The organism is Streptococcaceae bacterium ESL0687, from assembly GCA_029392475.1.
Classification (GTDB): domain Bacteria; phylum Bacillota; class Bacilli; order Lactobacillales; family Streptococcaceae; genus Floricoccus.
Genome location: CP113940.1, coordinates 243,336 through 261,787 on the forward strand (window position 1 = coordinate 243,336; position 18,452 = coordinate 261,787).

Sequence of the window (18,452 nt, forward strand, 5' to 3'; positions counted from 1 at the left end):
TTCCTTTTTTCATGTTATAAAATCTAACATAATTAGTTGACTTTTAAAGAAATTATAGTTAGAATATGTCTTGTAAAGGAGATCGAAGTGAAAGAAAGAGAATTACGTCGATCAATGGCGGTTTTTCCGATAGGAACCGTTATGAAACTAACTGATTTGTCTGCTCGTCAAATTCGGTATTATGAGGATAATGAATTAATTTTCCCCGACCGAAATGATGGGAATAGGCGGATGTATTCACTCAATGACATCGATGTCTTACTTGAAATTAAAGATTACATAGCAGATGGTTTAAATATCGCGCAAATTAAGAAAACTTATGAGCATGATAAGATGGAAAAGGCCAGCAAGCTATCAAAATCTGTAAGTGACAAGGAAGTTCGTCGTTTACTGGAGGCTGAATTAGTCCGTCAAAGTAGATTTATGGGTAAAGAAGGAACAAGTTTTGGACACAAGTCCATGTAATGAAAAGGAGAAAGAATGAAGGTTACTGCTGAGGATATCCGTCGCGATATTAAGGAAAAAAATGTTACATTTTTACGTTTAATGTTTACTGACATCATGGGAACTTTAAAAAATGTGGAAGTTCCAGCTACAGAAGAGCAGCTAGATAAAATTCTAGATAACAAGATGATGTTTGACGGATCTTCAATTGAAGGTTTTGTAAGAATCAATGAATCTGATATGTACCTATACCCAGATTTAGACACATGGATTGTCTTCCCATGGGGTGCTGAAAATGGTAAAGTTGCAGGTCTTATCTGTGATGTTTACAATCCTGATGGAACACCTTTTGCTGGGGACCCGCGTGGAAATCTTAAACGTTCTTTAGGAAAAATGGATGAGCTTGGATTCTCTTCATTTAACCTTGGACCAGAGCCTGAATTCTTCCTTTTCAAACTTGATGAATTTGGTAATCCTACCCTTGAGGTAAATGACAAGGGTGGCTACTTTGACCTTGCGCCAACAGACCTTGCAGACAATACTCGTCGTGAAATCGTTAATGTTTTAACTCAACTTGGTTTTGAAGTTGAAGCGAGCCACCACGAGGTTGCAGTTGGACAACATGAAATCGACTTTAAATATGCAAATGTACTTGAAGCTTGTGATAACATTCAAATCTTCAAGCTAGTTGTTAAGACTATCGCCCGTGAACATGGTTTACATGCAACATTTATGGCTAAACCTAAGTTTGGAATCAATGGTTCAGGGATGCACTGTAACATGTCTTTATTTGATAAAGAAGGAAACAATGTTTTCTATGATCCAAAAGGGGAACTTGAACTTTCTACAACAGCTTATGAATTCCTAGCTGGACTTTTAAAACATGCTTACAACTTTACAGCTGTAACTAATCCAACAGTAAACAGCTACAAACGTTTGGTTCCAGGATATGAGGCACCTGTATACGTGGCTTGGGCTGGACGTAACCGTTCACCACTAATCCGCGTACCTGCTTCACGTGGTAAATCAACCCGTCTTGAGCTTCGTTCAGTTGACCCAACAGCTAACCCATACTTAGCACTTGCTGTATTACTTGAATCAGGACTTGATGGAATTGCCAATAAGCTTACACCACCAGCTCCAGTTGAATCTAACATTTATGTGATGACTGAAGAAGAGCGCAAAGAAGCTGGAATTACTGACCTTCCTTCAACTCTTCATAATGCAGTTAAGGCACTTAAGGAAGATGAAGTTGTTAAATCAGCTATGGGTAACCACATCTATACAAACTTCGTTGAAGCAAAACGTATTGAATGGGCAAGCTATGCACAATATGTTTCACAGTGGGAACTTGATAACTACTTAGAGTTATTCTAAGCAAGAAAAAAATCTAGGACATCTGTCCTAGATTTTTTGTTTACCGTAAATTGAGTTATTGAAGTTGAAGGTATAACTTGCAATGACTACGATAATAAAGTAGGGAAGGTTTTGAAAACCAAAGACCTCACCACCAATTAAGATTGGGGATAGAAGGGTATTAGTTGCGCTAGAAAAGACAGCTGAATATCCTAGGGCTGCAAGAAAGGTTGCATCTAGTCCAAAAATTGCTGACAGGCTAACACCAAGGCTTGCACCAATGGCAAAAAGTGGGGTTAATTCACCTCCTTGGAAACCAATGGCTAGGGTAAAGATAGTTAAGATAAATTTAAAAATAAAATCAAAAGAGTAAATGTCTCCACCTTTAATGGCAGCATCAATGAGGTTGGTTCCAAGACCAGCATAACGTCCGTCCCAGAGCACAATCATTAAAATTGAAAGGATTAAACCACAGACCCCAATTTTTATCAGGGGATTTGGAAAAGTTTTGCTTAGTTTGCTTTTAGCAGTTTTAAGTAAATACGAGAAGGCAAAACCAGCTAGTCCAAAGATTATCCCAAGGAGGAGGATTTTTACAATTAGGTAAAAATCCAAATCAGGTAAGTTTTTAAGGTTGAAGGTGAATTTTTCAAGTCCCAGAAAATCACTAGTATAGCTTGCTGTATAAGAGGCTACAAAGCAGGGAAGTAGAAGTTTGTAGTAAATTTTCCCTACAACTAGGACTTCAAGGGAAAAAATTGAAGCCGCAAGAGGAGTTTGAAAGAGTCCTGCAAAACCTGCTGCCATCCCAATCATTATAAGGGATTTATTAGATGCCTTGATTCCTAGTGCCTTACCTAGGTTGTAAGAACCGGTGGCTCCTAGCTGGACGGCAACTCCCTCTCGTCCGGCACTTCCGCCAAATAGGTGGGTAACCCAGGTTGATACGATGGCAAAGGGAATCAGCCTCTTAGGAATAACCTCTTCTTCTTCAGATGAAACGTCAAAGATAAGGCTCATCCCAGCCAGGGTCTTAGGCGAGTATTTTTTAAAGCAGTAGGCAAGTAAGATGCCTGCGGGAGCTAAAAATGGTATCAAATATATAAAATGTTCCTGCCTAAAATCACTTATTTTTGTTAAAATTTGGCCGAAGAAGGTATCAATTATTCCAATTAAAAGGCCAACAAGGACTGCAAAAAGTGATAATTTAAGGATTTCTAGATAATACTTTCTCATTTGTTTAGGTACTGGCTCTGAAAATCTCTTGAATTTTTCATGATATCCTTGAAAGATTCAACAATAGTAGCTGAGTATTTTTCATCATCAACTCTTGATGCTACCTTTTCTAACACTAGGTCTTCTCGACTAGAATCTAAAATCTGCATGTTATTTTCCATCTTGTAGTTGATAACTTGTTCAACGAGCTTCATTCTCTCTTCTAGTAGTTTGGTGATTTCAAAATCAATCCCATCTATCTGTATGCGAATTTCATCTAAGTTCATGTCAAAACCATTCCTTTTTTGTTATAATATATCTTACACATTATAGCAAATTTAAAAGGGGGATTAAAGAAAGTGGAGAAAAAAATAAGTGATTATAAGTTGATGTTGGCCCAGTTTGAAGGCCTACTTTCTATGGATAATTTGAATGTCCTTTCTGTTCTCTCAAATGCATCCGCCCTTCTAAAAGAAACTCTACCAACCAGTGTTTTTGCAGGCTTTTATCTTTATGATGGTAGGGAATTAATTTTGGGTCCCTTCCAAGGGAGTGTTTCTTGTACCAATATTGAATTAGGACGTGGTGTCTGCGGTGAAAGTGCTGAAAAATTAGAGACAATTATTGTGGATGACGTCAGAGAGCATAAAAATTACATTGCCTGCGACTCAAAGGCTAGATCAGAGATAGTTGTTCCAATCGTCAAAAATGGTAGCTTACTTGGAGTCTTAGATTTAGATTCACCTAGTACCCATGATTATGATCAAATAGACCAGGAGTACCTTGAAGAATTTAGTAGGATGTTGGCTGAAAAAACTGAATGGAAATTTGCCCAACTTGAGGTGGAAAAATAATGAGTTACCAAGCTTTATACCGAAAATATCGCTCCCAAAGATTTGATCAAATGGTCGGGCAAGAGGTTGTAGCAACAACCTTAAAGAATGCTGTTGTGAACAATCAAATAAGCCACGCTTATCTTTTTTCAGGACCTAGGGGTACGGGAAAGACCAGTGCTGCAAAAATATTTGCCAAGGCCATTAATTGCCCCAATCAAGTTGACGGGGAGCCCTGTAATGAGTGCTTTATTTGCCAGTCCATATCAAAGGGAAACTTGGATGATGTAATTGAACTTGATGCGGCCAGTAATAATGGAGTTGATGAAATTCGGGAAATCAGAGATAAGTCGACTTACGCTCCGAGCCTTGCCAACTATAAAATCTATATCATCGATGAGGTTCACATGTTGTCAACAGGGGCATTTAATGCCCTTTTGAAGACCCTTGAGGAACCATCTGAAAATGTAGTTTTTATTTTAGCTACAACAGAGCTTCAAAAAATACCAGCAACTATTTTATCAAGGGTTCAACGTTTTGAATTTAAAACCATAGGTAGTCAGGCCATTAAAAATCACTTGGAGCATATTCTTGATCTAGAAGGGGTATCCTTTGAAGATTCGGCCATTGAGGTAATTTCAAGGGCAGCAAATGGTGGGATGAGGGATGCCCTCTCAATTCTTGATCAAGTTTTGAGTTTATCTGATGGACTTGTAAAGCTTGAGGATTCACTTTTAGTAACTGGAAGTATCAGTAATCAAGCAATGGATGCCTATCTTGAGGCCCTTCTTTCCTTCAATACTAATCAGGCCCTATCAGAACTTGATACCTTATTTAATCAGGGTAAAAATATGCTTAGATTTACCGAGGACTTACTTTTTGCCTTGAGAGATCTTCTTTTGAAGCCTGATCTTGATTTTGATAAAAATCTTATTTTTTCGTGGATTGATATAGCAAATGATAGCATGAAAACCCTGAAAAATTCCCTGCAGACCAAAATAATAGCTGATGTCATGACTATAAAATTAACCAGCAGCAAGGATCTTGGAAGTAGGAGTGCTAGTGGTCAGGAAATTCATGTTAAAAATCTAGAAGATGAAATTCTTGCCTTAAAACTTAGATTAAAGGATCTTGAGGGAAGAATTTCTCAGCCGGTAGCTCCTTCAAAACCAGCCCTTCTTTCACAGGAGAAGGAAGCAGACAGTACGTTTGCTGAGTATTATGACCGGGAGAAGGTCTTTAGCGTCCTAAAAGAGGCAACCATGGAAGATAGGCAGACTACAATTAATGCCTGGGACGAGTTAATAGCTCACTTTAATAAACCAAGTGAGCAGGCCCTTTTAAATAATACCAAACCTGTTGCTGCCAGCAGAAATTATGTCTTAATTACCTTCCCTCATGAAAATTTAGCCAAAAAGATTATGGAAAATCAGCTTTTACAGGCCCAATTTGGTAATCATTTGAGTAATATTATAGGAGTTGCTCCTGAAATAATTGCCCTGTCAGAAGAAGATTGGCTCAATCTGAGAAGTGAGTATGTGGCACAACTTAAGAAAAAGCAGACGCAAGATATCCAGGTACAGCAGCTACCAGATCAAGTTCCACTTGAAGAGGTGGCAGAGGAAGCTTCTAATAATCAACTTATAGAGAATGGCTTAAAGGATTTGAAAAATCTGCTGGGTGAAAAAGTTGTTGAAATTAATGATTAAAATTAGTAAAAATAAAAAAACTAGGATTATCCTAGTTTTTTTATTTTCCATCTGGTGTTAAGACCATTGGAATTATAATTGGATTTCTTTCAGTTTCCCTATAAAGGAAGGGACGAAGGGCATCAGTCATAGCCTTTGAAACAGTTGACTCATTAGCATTTTCAGCATTAAGAGCCTTTCTGATGGCATTAAAGAGGACGCGTTGACTGCTGCGGATTAAATCTCCTGAACCTCTCATATAGATGAAACCACGGCTTAAAAGATCAGGTCCTGCAAGGATTAATTTTGATTTAAAATCAACAGTTGCAACAGCTAGAACCACTCCATTATCAGAAAGTTCGTGACGGTCACGTAAGACAGCATTACCGATATCTCCGATACCAGAACCATCAACATAAACGTCTTGGGCATTGAAATGTCCTGCGATTCTTGCTGAATCTTTAGTAAGGGCCAGAACGTCACCATTTTCCATAATAAAGGAATTTTCCTTTGGAACACCAGTGTCATGAGCCAGGCTAGCGTGAATCTTAAGCATGCGGTATTCACCGTGGACTGGCATGAAGAATTTTGGTTTTAGCAGGCGAAGCATTAATTTTTGCTCCTGTTGGCCCCCGTGTCCTGAAGTATGGATATTGTTCATCTTACCGTAGATAACCTTAGCCCCAGCTTCAGAAATTGAGTTGATCAGCTGATTGACCCCGTGAGTGTTACCTGGAATGGCATTACTTGAGAAGACCACAGTATCCCCTGGTTGTAGGGTAACTTGGCGGTGCATACCATTAGCGATTCGGCTAAGAGCAGCCATAGGCTCACCCTGAGAACCTGTACACATAACAAGGATTTCGTGGCCTGGATATTGGTTTAATTCATGTGGTTCAATGAAGGTTCCTTTTGGTGCCTTAATGTAGCCAAGTTCAAGACCATTAACGATGGCTTTTTCCATACTACGTCCAAAAACGACTACCTTACGTCCAGTTTTCACAGCAGCTTCAACAGCTTGTTGGAGACGGAAGATATTTGAGGCAAAACTTGCAAAGATGATTCGTCCTTCAATTTTTTCAAAAATCTTTAAAATTGACTGTCCGACAACCTTTTCACTATGGGAGAAGGTTGGAATTTCTGCATTGGTTGAATCTGAAAGGAGAAGAAGAACTCCTTCGTCACCAAGTTGAGCCATTCGGTGTAAATCCGCAGGTTTTCCAACTGGTGTAAAGTCAAACTTGAAGTCACCAGTTGCAACAATTTTACCTGGAGGTGTTTGAACAACGACCCCAAGAGGTTCTGGAATTGAGTGAGTTGTGTTAAAGAAGCTAACGCTTGTTTTCCTGAATTTGATGACACTATCTTCATTGATTTCATAAAGGGTAGCATCACGAAGAAGACCGTGTTCTTCGAGTTTTCCACGAATAAGGGCAAGTGCTAAAGGACCTGCATAAATTGGAATATTAGCTTGTTTTAAAAGGAAGGGAATTCCACCAATATGGTCTTCGTGACCGTGAGTTATGAAAAGTCCCTTGATGCGGTCAACATTATCAACGATAAAGCTGTAGTCAGGTATAACGTAATCGACTCCTAGAAGATCATCTTCTGGGAATTTAATACCTGCATCAATTAAAATAATTTCGTCTTGGTACTGGATTCCATAGGTATTCTTACCTATTTCATCAAGTCCGCCGATGGCAAAAACCCCGACTTCATTATTTTTTATATTTAATTTTGTAGACATTATTTCTCCTGTTTTTTATACGCAAAAAGCATCCTAAACAAGGATCTTTTTGACTTTCTTAAAATTGTGTAATTTTGAAGTTTTCAGCTTCTCTTTCGTATTCTTCAGCGTCCTTACTTAAGGCATCGATGAATTCAACATTGTAGGCTGTATTTTTTGCAAGTAGTTCACGAGTCTTAACGATACCAGTTTGGGCAGTTACGTCGTCAAGTTCTACGAATAGTGTTTTTGTAGTTTCACGTTTTGGTGAACGAGTTTTAGTTTCTTGGTAAAATACTTTAAATAACATGTTATGTTTCTCCTGAAAATCATATTTATATCCGTGGATATATTATTTTGCCTGTGCACCTAAAGGTCGCCTGATTGCAATTATCTTTATAATATCATAAAATAGATAGGGTTGCAAAAGGATAACCTGAGCAGAATAAAAATAAAAATTAGTAAGAGGTAGGAATGAAAATCTTAGCTTTTGACACATCTTCTAAGGCCCTATCTGTGGCCCTTATTGAAGACGATAAATTACTAGGTCAGCTGAGCCTAAATATTAAAAAAAATCATAGCATAACCCTTATGCCAGCCATTGATTTTTTACTAAGTCAGTTAGATATGAAGGCAAGTAATCTTGACCGGATAGCTGTGGCAGAAGGTCCAGGTTCTTATACTGGTCTTAGGATAGCAGTAACGACTGCAAAAACTTTAGCCTACACCCTTAAATGCGAACTTGTCGGTATTTCAAGCCTTCAAGCCATTGCAGCTAGATTATCTTTTGAAAAAGGACTAATTGTTCCTTTAATTGATGCCAGAAGAAAAAATGTCTATGCTGGTGCGTATTTAAAGGGAGAAAGTTTTATAAAAGATCAACATATTTCCCTTGAGAACCTGCTTGATCTACTTAAAGATTCTCAGGCAGAGAAAATAACCTTCATGGGTGAGGTCGATAATTTTGTAGAAGACATTAAGGAGAAATTGCCCCAGGCTGAAATTATAAGAGATTCAGAACTAAATCTCCCATCAGCGTATGAAGTAGCCCTTTTAGGAGCTGAAAAAGAGGCAGCTGAAGTTCATAATTTTCTACCCAATTATCTGAAACTCGTTGAGGCAGAGGAGAAATGGCTTGAAAACCATGATGAAAAAGATAAGGGATATATTAGTAAACTTTAAGCTTAAGGAAAAAAAGTTAGATTATTTTCTGCTAAAGGAGTCCAGGGACGGTGTAAGCTTTAGACCTGCAAATGAAAGTGATATCTATCAACTTTTAGCCCTTGAAAGAAGTGTTTATGGGGAAAATTTACCCTGGATTTACTCCCATTTTGAGTTTGAGATAGCCGTAAATCCCCAAGCCTTCTTCCTACTAGCTGAGATTAATCATGAGCCTGTAGCCTTTTTAGGATTTAGGCTAGAGATTAAAGATTCAAGCGTCTATATTACTAATCTGGTTGTAAAAAAGGAATTTCAGAGGCAGGGCCTTGCTTCAAAGCTCTTGGATGAACTTTTAAATCAGGTTAAACCTATGGATATATCAAAGTTTAGGCTGGAAGTCAGAGTTGATAATAGGGAAGCTTTAGCTTTTTATAAGGCCCAAGGTTTTGTAATCGAGGATAAAATACTAGCTTATTATGAGGATTCGGCGGATGCCCTCTTAATGGAAAAAGAATTAGGAAGAGATTTATAATGGATAAGAGGCAGGTAAGGATAATAAGCCACAAGGAAGAAAATTGTAAAAATGTATCGGCAAGTATCCATGATATTTTATGCCAGATTTATGAGATTTCTCCTTGGACCCTTGAACAGGTAGAGTCTGATCTCAGGCAGGAGCAGTCGATTTATTTTTTTGCCTGTAAAGATGATAGGGCCGTAGGTTTTCTTGCGGCTACTGAACTCATGGGGGAGATTGAGATTACAAATCTAGCTGTCCATCCGGATTTTCAAGGACAGGGTCTTTCTTCAAAACTGCTGGAAAGACTCTTAGATTTTGAGGCTACTTTCTTTTTGGAGGTTAGAAAGTCTAATGTTATCGCCCAAAACCTTTATAAAAAGTTTAAGTTTGAATCCTTCCATGAGAGAAAAAAATACTATAAAAATCCTACAGAAGATGCAATTTTAATGCGTCTAGAAAGGTTATAAATGAAAGATACATATATTTTAGCCATTGAAACTAGTTGTGACGAAACTAGTGTGGCTGTTTTAAAAAATGATGATGAACTTTTAAGTAACATCATCGCCAGTCAAATTAAGAGTCACAAGCGTTTTGGCGGGGTGGTTCCTGAGGTCGCAAGCCGCCACCATGTGGAACAAATTACGCTTGTTATTGATGAAGCCTTAGCTGAAGCTGAAGTTACGCCAGATCAATTGGACGCTGTAGCCGTGACTTATGGTCCTGGTCTTGTAGGTGCCCTTTTAGTTGGGGTAGCAGCAGCCAAGGCCTTTGCTTGGGTTCATAACCTTCCTGTAATCCCAACAAATCATATGGCGGGTCACTTGTGGGCTGCAAGACTTGAAGCAAAACTTGAATTTCCTTTAATGGCCCTTCTGGTCTCAGGAGGTCATACAGAGATTGTTTATGTCAAGGAGCCAGGAGACTATAAGATTATTGGTGAAACCCGGGATGATGCAGTTGGTGAGGCCTATGATAAGGTCGGCCGTGTTATGGGGTTAACCTATCCAAGTGGGCGTGAGATTGACGAGCTTGCCCATCAGGGATCTGATGTTTACAATTTCCCCCGTGCTATGATTAAGGAGGATAATCTAGAATTTAGTTTTAGTGGACTAAAATCGGCCTTTATTAACCTTCATCATAATGCAGAACAAAAGGGTGAAAGTTTGGATGTTAAGGATCTATCGGCTAGCTTCCAAGCAGCTGTTCTTGATATTCTTATGAACAAGACTCAAAAGGCCCTTAAAAAATATCCAGTTAAACAGCTGGTTGTAGCAGGTGGAGTTGCGGCCAATCAAGGATTGCGTGAACGCTTGGCTGAGGAGATTCATGATGTTGAGGTCATTATCCCTCCCCTACGCCTATGCGGAGATAATGCTGGAATGATTGCAGCAGCTTCTGTCTGTGAGCTTAAGGGTGAAAACTTTGCAGACTTAGATCTTAATGCCCTACCAAGCTTAAGCTTTGAAACAGTGACTGAAGAATAAAAAACAGGAAATTTATTTTCCTGTTTTTTTGCTTCATTAAAAAGAGGTTAATTGGATTTTATTTTTTATTAAAAAAATAAAAAGTAACCATGCTGTCAAAGTCTAGTCCTGAGATTATTACCTTAATTAATTCTTTAATTTTTTTCATGTATGTACCTCATCTTGATATGGGGTGTTCCCTCGTGAATAAAACTTTCACCTTCTATTTCGAAGCCAAATTTTTTATAAAATCCAACTACCTGTTCCTGAGACTCAATGCTTATTTGGCGGTTTGGCCATTTATCTTGTGCAAATGCCAAGGTATTTACTAATAGTTTTTTCCCCCAACCCTTAGCTTGGACAGATTTACTGGTGACTACGCGGCCAAGAATGATGTCTTCTCCATCTTCAAAAATTCTAGCATAGGCTAAAACTTCTTTATTGATAGAATCTTGGTAAAAGATATGGTAGGCTATAAGGTCTTTTTCATCCAGTTCGTGGTAAATTCTCTCTTGATCCATGATGAAGGTGTCAATTCTTAATTTTAGGGCATGATAAAAATCTAATCCACCGAGTTCACTAATTTTTTTAATTTTCCACATATTTCTTCTCCTTTTTCTATTAATTGTTATTATGTATAATGTGAGTTAGTCTTGTTTTAATTTTTTTGTTTAAAGTTAGGAGTGTTTTATTGAATAAGATTGATGTATTCAGAATGATGGGATCTATTTCACGTAGGGCTATGACCCAAATGAACCATGAGGCCAGTAAGTATGGTTTGAACAATAACCTTTTCCTTTATTTACTGAGAATAGTTGAAAATGAGGGTATTGCTCAGTCAGAATTGGTATCTCTTGTGCAGGTTGATAAGACAACTATTAGTAGAGCTATTTCAAAGCTCGAGAAACTTGGTTTTATTAGGACCTCTCAGGAGGAGGGGAAAAAATATAAGAGACTCTATTCTAGTAAAAAAGGATTGGAAGTGTATCCGAAACTAGTACAGTTAGAAAATAATTATGTAAATGGCACCCTCGAAAGACTTACGGAAGGGCAAGTATTTGAACTATTTAAGCTTCTCGAGCAGATAAATTTGAAGTAGTATGTTTATATAATATCTCTTTTTAGTTGCATATGCAACTAAAAAGGATGGTCATATCTTTGATGTTGATATATAAAAACAAAAAAACAGGAAGATAAATTTCCTGTTTTTTTATTCTTAAATTTAGTTGGTTCCAGCTACCCAGCCTGTTACAAGGGCGCTGGTAATATTAAAGCCACCTGTATGGGCATTGATATCTAGGACCTCACCAACAAAGTAGAGTCCTGGAATATCACGTGATTCCATGGTTTTGGGATTGATATTTTTAAGGTCGACTCCGCCTTGGGTCACAAATGATTTTTCCAAGGAGAAAGTTTTTTCAATTGGAATTTTCCATTCCTTGCTTGCCTCAACCAGTCTTTCCAGGTCTTTTTTATTAACCTGTTTGAGAGGCGTTTGAGGATTGAGGCCAATCCTATCTAAAAGGTAGATTAAAAGTCTTTCTTGTAAATCAGCCTTTAGGACATTTTTTAAAGCCTTGTTCCGGTCTAGAGATTCAAAGTGGGTTAAAAGCTCCATTTTGGTCATTTGAGGGAAGAGGTCAAGATTTACCATAGTTGGTTTTTGGATGAAGGTAGAAGCGCGGAGGGCTGCAGGTCCTGACAGTCCAAAGTGGGTAAAAAGTAAATCATGTTTAATTTTCTTCTTGCCAACTGTAAGTTCAATATCAGTCAGGCTGATTCCTTGTAGGTCCTTGATTGGTTTTTCCATAATCAGAGGACTTTCTGAAGGGTGAAAATCAGTTAAAGGTATGTCAAAGCGTCTAGCAATTTCATGGCCAAAGCCAGTCGACCCTGTTGAAGGATAAGTTTTACCCCCAGTGGCTACAATTACACGAGATGCTTGGAAAACTTCATCCTTTGTTTTTACGACGAAAAGATCATCAATTTTTTTAAGGGAGGTCACCTCAGCCTTGGTCAGACTGGTTACCCCGTAGTTGCTCATTTTTTTAAGCAGGGCCTCAATAATGGTTGCGGATTTATCACTTGCGGGGAAAACACGTCCGTGGTCTTCAACTTTAAGTTTTACACCAGCATCTTTGAAGAAGGTGATAATATCTTGGTTGTCAAACTGCGAGAAGGCTGAATGAAGGAAGCGTCCATTTCCTGGAATATTTTCGATGATTTCATCCAGTGTTCCATTATTAGTAACATTACACCGTCCACCGCCAGTCATAGAGAGTTTTTTTCCTACCCTCCTATTTTTTTCAAGGAGGAGAGTTTTATGGCCATAGTAGGCCGAGGCAATGGCTGCCATCATACCAGACGGGCCACCACCAATTACAATTGTGTCATATTTTTTCATAAGTTAATTGTAGCATAAGTTTATTTTTTATAGAGGATAAGATGATTCATTAATTATGAAAGCGTTTAAAAAACTTTAGGTAATTTGTTGAAATATAATTAGAAAAAGGATAAAATGTTATGGAAATCATTTCATTATTGATAGATGAAATAATTAAATAATCGGAGGAATTTATGGGACATATTAAATTTGACTACAGCAATCTAGCTCCTTTTGTTGCTGAACATGAGCTTTCTTACATGCAAGATCAGGTTACAGCAGCTGATAAGATACTGCGTGAAGGGACCGGTCCAGGATCAGACTTCATCGGTTGGCTTGATTTACCTGTAGACTATGATAAAGAAGAGTTTGCTCGTATTAAAGAAACAGCTAAAAAAATCCAATCAGATTCAGATGTCCTAATTGTTATTGGGATTGGGGGATCTTACCTTGGAGCACGTGCTGCCATTGATTTCCTAAATAATTCATTTGTTAACCTTCAGTCTAAAGAAGACCGTAAAGCACCGCAAATCCTTTATGCTGGAAACTCAATTTCTTCAAGCTATCTAGCTGAGCTAGTTGACTACGTTTCAGACAAGGACTTCTCAGTCAATGTAATTTCTAAATCAGGAACTACTACTGAACCTGCCATTGCCTTCCGCGTCTTTGAAGAACTTCTGGTTAAAAAATATGGCCGCGAAGAAGCAAATAAACGCATCTACGCTACAACTGACCGTGAGCGCGGAGCTGTAAAAGTAAATGCTGATGCCAACAACTGGGAAACTTTCGTGGTTCCTGATGATGTCGGCGGACGTTTCACAGTTCTTACAGCTGTAGGACTTCTTCCAATTGCAGCAAGTGGTGCTGATATTGATAAACTTATGGAAGGTGCAGCAGCAGCTCGTACTGAATATTCATCAGACGATCTTACTAAAAATGAAGCTTACCAATATGCAGCATTACGTAATATCCTCTACCGTAAGGGTAAAGTTACTGAAATCTTAGCCAACTACGAGCCAAGCCTTCAGTACTTCTCTGAATGGTGGAAACAGCTGGCTGGTGAGTCTGAAGGTAAAGACCAAAAAGGTATCTACCCAACTTCAGCAAACTTCTCAACAGACCTTCACTCACTTGGACAATACATCCAAGAAGGTATGCGCATCATGTTTGAGACAGTGGTTCGTATCGACAAGGCTCGTCTTAACATCGACATCCCTGCACTTGATGAGGATCTTGATGGACTTGGTTACCTTGAAGGACGTGATGTTGATTTTGTTAATAAAAAAGCAGCTGACGGAGTACTTCTTGCCCACACTGATGGTGGAGTACCTAACATGATTGTAACCATTCCAGAACAAGATGAGTTCTCACTAGGTTATGCCATTTACTTCTTTGAGATTGCAATTGGTCTATCAGGTTACTTAAACGGGGTTAACCCATTTGACCAACCAGGAGTTGAAGCCTACAAGAAAAACATGTTCGCTCTTCTTGGGAAACCAGGATTTGAAGAACTTGGAGCTGAATTAAACAGCCGTCTTAAATAATAATAGATGAAAAGACAGGGAAACCTGTCTTTTTTTGATGCCAAAAATTTTTGCTATTTTCATTTTATCCACTTTAAGAAAACTTAAAGTTTTGGTTAAGGAACCTTAAAGTTTGATGTAAGCTTTGAGCAAGCTTTGTCCTATAAAATAAAAGCAAGTCAAGGAGGAAAATATTATGAAATTAAAAAATGTTTTTCAAAGGAGAGAAGTGAAATATACCATGACCTTTGAACAATATAAAAAGTTAAGGGAGGCAGTCGAGGGTTTACTAACAGAGGACCAATACGGGCTTCATACAATTTACTCCCTTTACTATGATACTGATGACTATGCAATGATAAAAAAATCAATTGAAAGACCAGAATATAAGGAAAAATTTAGGGTTAGAAGCTACGGCAAACCTAAAATAGATGGAGATGTCTACCTTGAAATAAAAAAGAAGGTTTTGGGGGTGGTTTATAAAAGAAGGGTGGCCAGTAATTACGGCGGCCTATCTCTAGAGCATATTGCCTCAAACCTTGAAAGAAATTGTAGCGATTCAAGTAATTCAAACAATCAAATAGCTAATGAAATAACCTACCTTTTCAGTAACCTTACCTTAAAGCCAAAGGTCCTAATAGCCTATGACAGGAGGGCTTTGTTTTCACCAGAGGATGAAGATTTCAGGGTAACCTTTGATTTTAATATCAGATATGATTTAGACTCATTAGACTTTGAGGATGAGGATATGACTCCTCTAAGTCCAGAGGTTGATGTACTGATGGAGGTTAAAAGCCTGGGTAGCTATCCGATGTGGTTTAGCAGGGCCCTAAGTGAACTTGGAATCTTTAAGGCCAGCTATTCGAAATATGCAAATGTATATAAAAAAATTATTTATCCCTTAGAAAAAAATAGAAAATTTGATGAAAAATTAGAAGAGATAGGAGAAAAAGCTTATGCTTAGCACACTAACTGGAGTAGGGGTTGCCCTAGTCCTAGGACTACTTATTGCCCTGGTACATACTTATAGGAATGTATACAGTAAAAATTTTGTTATTACACTGGTAACTCTTCCGGTTCTGGTTCAACTGGTTATCATGCTTGTTAACGGGAACTTAGGAACAGGGGTTGCTGTTATGGGAGCCTTCTCACTCGTCCGCTTTAGATCAATTGCTGGTGGGGCGCGTGAAATTACAAGTATCTTTTGGTCAATGGCTATCGGTCTAGCAGTAGGTACAGGAGCCTACCTTGAAGCAGCAGTATTTTCACTAGTAACAGCACTTATAATTATTACCCTAAATACAATTAAATTTGGGGAAAATAACAAAACAGTTGAACGGACCCTTAAAATCACTATAGCTGAAGATTTAGATTTTCCAGGTCTCTTTGATGACATTTTAGATAAATATGCCTATCAAGTTGAAATGGACTCAGTAAAAACAACAAATATGGGAAGTCTGTATGAGCTTAGATATAATGTTAAGCTAAAAGATTCTCAAGACGAAAAGAAATTAATTGACGATATTAGAGTACGTAATGGAAACCTACCAGTAAGTCTTGGTAGATTAGCACAAAATAGCGAGGTATTATAAATGAAGACAAAAACAAATGCAGGTAAGATCAGAAACTTTATTCTATTAGCAAGTACATCCCTTCTTCTTGCAGCATGTTCAAGTAAGGCTGCTACAAGTTCACAGACAACGACAACAAGCAGCACATCAACTGTCCAAACTGTTGCAACATCAACTACAGTTGACGAGACTAATGCAACAACCATTGACCTATCAAAGGAAAGTGGTTCAACCGTTGAAATTACAAAGGCCGGTACCTATATTTTAACTGGGGAATACAAGGGACAGATTCATATAAATGCCAAGGATGAAGAAGTGGTAATTATCCTTAAGAATGCAAAAATTACCTCTGATTCAGGCCCAGCCATCTATTCTGAAGCAGCTAAAAACACAGTAGTAAGCCTTCAAGGGGAAAATAGTCTGACTGACTCAAGTAATTATCCAACTGGTGACAGTGCCCCTAATGCCACCCTTTATGCAAAAAATGATTTGGTACTTACAGGAGACGGAAGCCTAAGTGTTAAGTCTAACTACAAGGCAGCTGTTCGTAGTAAGGATATCTTGACCATTGAAAGTGGTACCTACTCAATTGAAAGTACAACAGACGCCCTAAAAGCAACAGACCAAATCCTTGTTCTAGGTGGTAAGATTGACATTAAGTCAGGAAGTGACGGACTTCAAGCAACAAGTACTAAAGACGGTAAGGGAATCATCACAGTTAAAGGCGGAGAACTTAATATCTCAGCAGAGAAAAAAGGTCTTAAGGCTGGTAAGGTTCTAAATATTGAAGGTGGAACAATTAATGTAACCAAATCTTATGAAGGATTTGAAGCTGAGGTAATTAACATTAAAGGTGGTAAGAACTCAATTGTAGCTTCTGATGACGGAATCAATGCATCAAGTTCAACTACCTCTTCATCAAAAAATAAAAATACTAATTCAAGTTCTTCAAGTAAATCTAGTGATACCCAAATGAATCAAGGCGGCCCAAGTGGTGATATGGGTCAAGGTGGACCTGGTCAAGGCGGTGGCCAAATGGGTGGTATGCCTGGTGGTCAAGAGGAAGCCGATGAAAATCTAATTGTAAATATTACAGGTGGAGAAACAGTAATCAAGGCAAGTGGTGATGGAATTGACAGTAATGGTAATGTTAACATGTCAGACGGTGTTGTCTACGTAGAACAACATGGTGACGGAGATGCCCCTCTTGATTTCGACGGAAAATTTGTTCAAACTGGTGGAACTTTAGTAGCCATGGGTTCAGCAAGTATGGCCCAAACAACTCAAGGAGACCAAGCAGGATTTGCCCTTTATAAGGAAGCATCTGGTCAAATTACCATTGAAGATGGTAAGGAAACTTTAACTTATACTCCAAGTAACTCATATGCCTTCCTCTTTGTTTCAACACCTAATATGTCTAAGGGTGGAACAATTAAGGTTAACGGAGAAAGCTATGACCTTACAGATACAATAACTACAAGTGGTGAGGCAAGTAATCAAATGCAAGGCGGAAGACCCTTCTAATAAAACTGCCAAGTAAGCTATAAGTCCACTAGGAATAGAAAGGATATAAATGAAAACAACAAGAAAAAAATCAAGTCTTTTAAAGAAAATATCAGTCACCCTAGCTGGACTTCTAACACTAGCAGTCCTTGGGGTATATACCTTCTTTAAAACAGACGTTTTTGCAGACACAAGAGACTTATGGGTTCAAACTGCCATGAGTACAAGTAGTCACAAGTGGCTTGCAACATCATTTTTAAGTGATGACGAGATAAATAAGATACTGGCCAAATATCAGGTTACTAATGATACTAAATCAGACAGCTCAACTATAAATCTATCAACAAGTTCAACTTCATCAACCAGTGATAGCTCAAATACTTCAATCAAGGAAATAAGTGGTTCTACTTATAAAGGATATGTTGTAACCATTAAAGATCCTTCAACTGTTAAGCTTGTAAATACCCTAACCTCAACTGGTGGAGGGACCAAACTATCTGAAACAGTTAAGGATGAAGGTTATCAAATTGCCCTTAATGCAGCAGGTTTTAACTTTGACAGGAAGACTGAATCAACTGGGGAGAATGCCCTTGATTCCCTAACTATTATGGACGGAAAACTCCTTTACGGGGACGAGGATGAAAGTTACCAGATGATTGGAATGACTTCAGAAGGTAAGCTTGTCCTTGGTAATTATACCTATAGTGAAGCCATCAAGGCTGGAATCACTGATGCTATCTCCTTTGGACCATATCTTTTGGTCAACGGAGAAGATCAGGTTACTGAAAAATCAACAGGAGGACTCCAACCTAGAACAGCTATTGGTCAGGCAAGTGACGGGACTATCTTCTTTGTAGTCATTGAAGGAAGATCATCATCAAGTGCCGGTGCTACTCTTTATGACCTCCAAGAGGTTATGAAGGACTTGGGTGCAGTTAATGCAACTAATCTAGACGGCGGTGGATCAAGTGAAATGTACTATGATGGAAAACTAGTTAACCAATTAAGTAATGGAAGTGAAAGGGAGATACCTAATGCTTTCGTTGTAACCAAATAAGAAAAAACCTAG

20 protein-coding genes are annotated in these 18,452 nt (G+C 38.3%); 14 read left to right on the top strand and 6 right to left on the bottom strand.

Going from position 1 to position 18,452, the window contains the following annotated elements:
* Window positions 1-87 precede the first annotated feature (87 nt).
* Window positions 88-465: a MerR family transcriptional regulator gene (locus tag OZX60_01320; GenBank protein WEV45418.1), complete on the top strand. Its 378-nt coding sequence runs from the start codon at window positions 88-90 to the stop codon at window positions 463-465.
* A gap of 15 nt (window positions 466-480) precedes the next feature.
* Complete coding sequence (gene glnA, locus OZX60_01325) at window positions 481-1,821, top strand: type I glutamate--ammonia ligase (GenBank protein ID WEV45419.1); 1,341 nt, start codon at window positions 481-483, stop codon at window positions 1,819-1,821.
* A gap of 27 nt (window positions 1,822-1,848) precedes the next feature.
* On the opposite strand, the gene OZX60_01330 is transcribed toward glnA, so the two are convergent.
* Window positions 1,849-3,036 carry a chloride channel protein gene (locus tag OZX60_01330; protein ID WEV45420.1) on the bottom strand — a complete coding sequence of 396 codons (1,188 nt, stop codon included), beginning with the start codon at window positions 3,034-3,036 and terminating at the stop codon, window positions 1,849-1,851.
* The gene (locus OZX60_01335) at window positions 3,033-3,302 is read right to left on the bottom strand and encodes a chorismate mutase (GenBank protein WEV45421.1); all 270 of its coding nucleotides are present in this window, start codon (window positions 3,300-3,302) and stop codon (window positions 3,033-3,035) included. The genes OZX60_01330 and OZX60_01335 overlap by 4 nt, the downstream gene beginning before the upstream one ends.
* Before the next feature lie 102 nt (window positions 3,303-3,404).
* On the opposite strand from OZX60_01335, the gene OZX60_01340 reads away from it, so the two are divergent.
* Together OZX60_01340 and dnaX are read left to right on the top strand one after the other, a co-directional pair.
* Complete coding sequence (locus OZX60_01340; GenBank protein WEV45853.1) at window positions 3,405-3,869, top strand: GAF domain-containing protein; 465 nt, start codon at window positions 3,405-3,407, stop codon at window positions 3,867-3,869.
* Window positions 3,869-5,557 (top strand): DNA polymerase III subunit gamma/tau, encoded by a 1,689-nt coding sequence (gene dnaX / locus OZX60_01345; protein WEV45422.1) that lies wholly within the window; start codon window positions 3,869-3,871, stop codon window positions 5,555-5,557. Before OZX60_01340 ends, dnaX begins: the two co-directional genes overlap by 1 nt.
* 40 nt (window positions 5,558-5,597) lie before the next feature.
* Here dnaX and OZX60_01350 read toward each other — a convergent pair whose 3' ends face one another.
* Complete coding sequence (locus OZX60_01350; protein WEV45423.1) at window positions 5,598-7,283, bottom strand: ribonuclease J; 1,686 nt, start codon at window positions 7,281-7,283, stop codon at window positions 5,598-5,600.
* 58 nt (window positions 7,284-7,341) lie between these two features.
* Entirely contained in the window at window positions 7,342-7,572 is a 231-nt protein-coding gene (locus OZX60_01355) for an RNA polymerase epsilon subunit (GenBank protein ID WEV45424.1), read from the bottom strand.
* Between the two features lie 164 nt (window positions 7,573-7,736).
* On the opposite strand from OZX60_01355, the gene tsaB reads away from it, so the two are divergent.
* The 4 genes from tsaB to tsaD are packed head-to-tail and all read left to right on the top strand — an operon-like array spanning window position 7,737 to window position 10,424.
* Window positions 7,737-8,444 (top strand): tRNA (adenosine(37)-N6)-threonylcarbamoyltransferase complex dimerization subunit type 1 TsaB, encoded by a 708-nt coding sequence (gene tsaB, locus OZX60_01360; protein ID WEV45425.1) that lies wholly within the window; start codon window positions 7,737-7,739, stop codon window positions 8,442-8,444.
* Entirely contained in the window at window positions 8,407-8,955 is a 549-nt protein-coding gene (gene rimI / locus OZX60_01365; protein WEV45854.1) for a ribosomal protein S18-alanine N-acetyltransferase, read from the top strand. Before tsaB ends, rimI (OZX60_01365) begins: the two co-directional genes overlap by 38 nt.
* The gene (gene rimI / locus OZX60_01370) at window positions 8,955-9,407 is read left to right on the top strand and encodes a ribosomal protein S18-alanine N-acetyltransferase (GenBank protein ID WEV45426.1); all 453 of its coding nucleotides are present in this window, start codon (window positions 8,955-8,957) and stop codon (window positions 9,405-9,407) included. The genes rimI (OZX60_01365) and rimI (OZX60_01370) overlap by 1 nt, the downstream gene beginning before the upstream one ends.
* On the top strand, window positions 9,408-10,424 hold the full coding sequence (tsaD, locus tag OZX60_01375; GenBank protein WEV45427.1) for a tRNA (adenosine(37)-N6)-threonylcarbamoyltransferase complex transferase subunit TsaD: 1,017 nt from the start codon (window positions 9,408-9,410) through the stop codon (window positions 10,422-10,424).
* A 134-nt stretch (window positions 10,425-10,558) separates the two neighbouring features.
* On the opposite strand, the gene OZX60_01380 is transcribed toward tsaD, so the two are convergent.
* A complete protein-coding gene (locus tag OZX60_01380; GenBank protein ID WEV45428.1) occupies window positions 10,559-11,005 on the bottom strand; it encodes a GNAT family N-acetyltransferase in 447 nt (148 codons plus the stop codon).
* 89 nt (window positions 11,006-11,094) lie between these two features.
* On the opposite strand from OZX60_01380, the gene OZX60_01385 reads away from it, so the two are divergent.
* Complete coding sequence (locus OZX60_01385; GenBank protein ID WEV45429.1) at window positions 11,095-11,502, top strand: MarR family transcriptional regulator; 408 nt, start codon at window positions 11,095-11,097, stop codon at window positions 11,500-11,502.
* 123 nt (window positions 11,503-11,625) lie between these two features.
* On the opposite strand, the gene OZX60_01390 is transcribed toward OZX60_01385, so the two are convergent.
* Window positions 11,626-12,807: an NAD(P)/FAD-dependent oxidoreductase gene (locus OZX60_01390; GenBank protein ID WEV45430.1), complete on the bottom strand. Its 1,182-nt coding sequence runs from the start codon at window positions 12,805-12,807 to the stop codon at window positions 11,626-11,628.
* Between the two features lie 173 nt (window positions 12,808-12,980).
* Between OZX60_01390 and OZX60_01395 the strand changes: the two genes are divergently transcribed.
* The 5 genes from OZX60_01395 to OZX60_01415 all read left to right on the top strand — a co-directional run bounded on the left by OZX60_01395 (window position 12,981) and on the right by OZX60_01415 (window position 18,440).
* On the top strand, window positions 12,981-14,330 hold the full coding sequence (locus tag OZX60_01395) for a glucose-6-phosphate isomerase (protein ID WEV45431.1): 1,350 nt from the start codon (window positions 12,981-12,983) through the stop codon (window positions 14,328-14,330).
* Window positions 14,331-14,505: 175 nt separating this feature from the next.
* A complete protein-coding gene (locus OZX60_01400; protein ID WEV45432.1) occupies window positions 14,506-15,273 on the top strand; it encodes a polyphosphate polymerase domain-containing protein in 768 nt (255 codons plus the stop codon).
* Window positions 15,266-15,901 carry a DUF4956 domain-containing protein gene (locus OZX60_01405; GenBank protein WEV45433.1) on the top strand — a complete coding sequence of 212 codons (636 nt, stop codon included), beginning with the start codon at window positions 15,266-15,268 and terminating at the stop codon, window positions 15,899-15,901. Before OZX60_01400 ends, OZX60_01405 begins: the two co-directional genes overlap by 8 nt.
* Window positions 15,902-17,404 carry a carbohydrate-binding domain-containing protein gene (locus tag OZX60_01410; protein ID WEV45434.1) on the top strand — a complete coding sequence of 501 codons (1,503 nt, stop codon included), beginning with the start codon at window positions 15,902-15,904 and terminating at the stop codon, window positions 17,402-17,404. It begins immediately after the preceding gene.
* A gap of 49 nt (window positions 17,405-17,453) precedes the next feature.
* Window positions 17,454-18,440, top strand: coding sequence for a phosphodiester glycosidase family protein (locus OZX60_01415; GenBank protein WEV45435.1), 987 nt, complete (start codon window positions 17,454-17,456; stop codon window positions 18,438-18,440).
* The last annotated feature ends 12 nt before the right edge of the window (window positions 18,441-18,452 follow it).

Coding starts and splice junctions, on each gene's coding strand:
- glnA (WEV45419.1), top strand. CDS start 481: ATGAAGGTTACTGCTGAGGATATCCGTCGCGATATTAAGGAAAAAAAT.
- OZX60_01330 (WEV45420.1), bottom strand. CDS start 3,036: ATGAGAAAGTATTATCTAGAAATCCTTAAATTATCACTTTTTGCAGTC.
- OZX60_01335 (WEV45421.1), bottom strand. CDS start 3,302: ATGAACTTAGATGAAATTCGCATACAGATAGATGGGATTGATTTTGAA.
- OZX60_01340 (WEV45853.1), top strand. CDS start 3,405: ATGTTGGCCCAGTTTGAAGGCCTACTTTCTATGGATAATTTGAATGTC.
- dnaX (WEV45422.1), top strand. CDS start 3,869: ATGAGTTACCAAGCTTTATACCGAAAATATCGCTCCCAAAGATTTGAT.
- OZX60_01350 (WEV45423.1), bottom strand. CDS start 7,283: ATGTCTACAAAATTAAATATAAAAAATAATGAAGTCGGGGTTTTTGCC.
- OZX60_01355 (WEV45424.1), bottom strand. CDS start 7,572: ATGTTATTTAAAGTATTTTACCAAGAAACTAAAACTCGTTCACCAAAA.
- tsaB (WEV45425.1), top strand. CDS start 7,737: ATGAAAATCTTAGCTTTTGACACATCTTCTAAGGCCCTATCTGTGGCC.
- rimI (WEV45854.1), top strand. CDS start 8,407: ATGATGAAAAAGATAAGGGATATATTAGTAAACTTTAAGCTTAAGGAA.
- rimI (WEV45426.1), top strand. CDS start 8,955: ATGGATAAGAGGCAGGTAAGGATAATAAGCCACAAGGAAGAAAATTGT.
- tsaD (WEV45427.1), top strand. CDS start 9,408: ATGAAAGATACATATATTTTAGCCATTGAAACTAGTTGTGACGAAACT.
- OZX60_01380 (WEV45428.1), bottom strand. CDS start 11,005: ATGTGGAAAATTAAAAAAATTAGTGAACTCGGTGGATTAGATTTTTAT.
- OZX60_01390 (WEV45430.1), bottom strand. CDS start 12,807: ATGAAAAAATATGACACAATTGTAATTGGTGGTGGCCCGTCTGGTATG.
- OZX60_01395 (WEV45431.1), top strand. CDS start 12,981: ATGGGACATATTAAATTTGACTACAGCAATCTAGCTCCTTTTGTTGCT.
- OZX60_01400 (WEV45432.1), top strand. CDS start 14,506: ATGAAATTAAAAAATGTTTTTCAAAGGAGAGAAGTGAAATATACCATG.
- OZX60_01405 (WEV45433.1), top strand. CDS start 15,266: ATGCTTAGCACACTAACTGGAGTAGGGGTTGCCCTAGTCCTAGGACTA.
- OZX60_01410 (WEV45434.1), top strand. CDS start 15,902: ATGAAGACAAAAACAAATGCAGGTAAGATCAGAAACTTTATTCTATTA.
- OZX60_01415 (WEV45435.1), top strand. CDS start 17,454: ATGAAAACAACAAGAAAAAAATCAAGTCTTTTAAAGAAAATATCAGTC.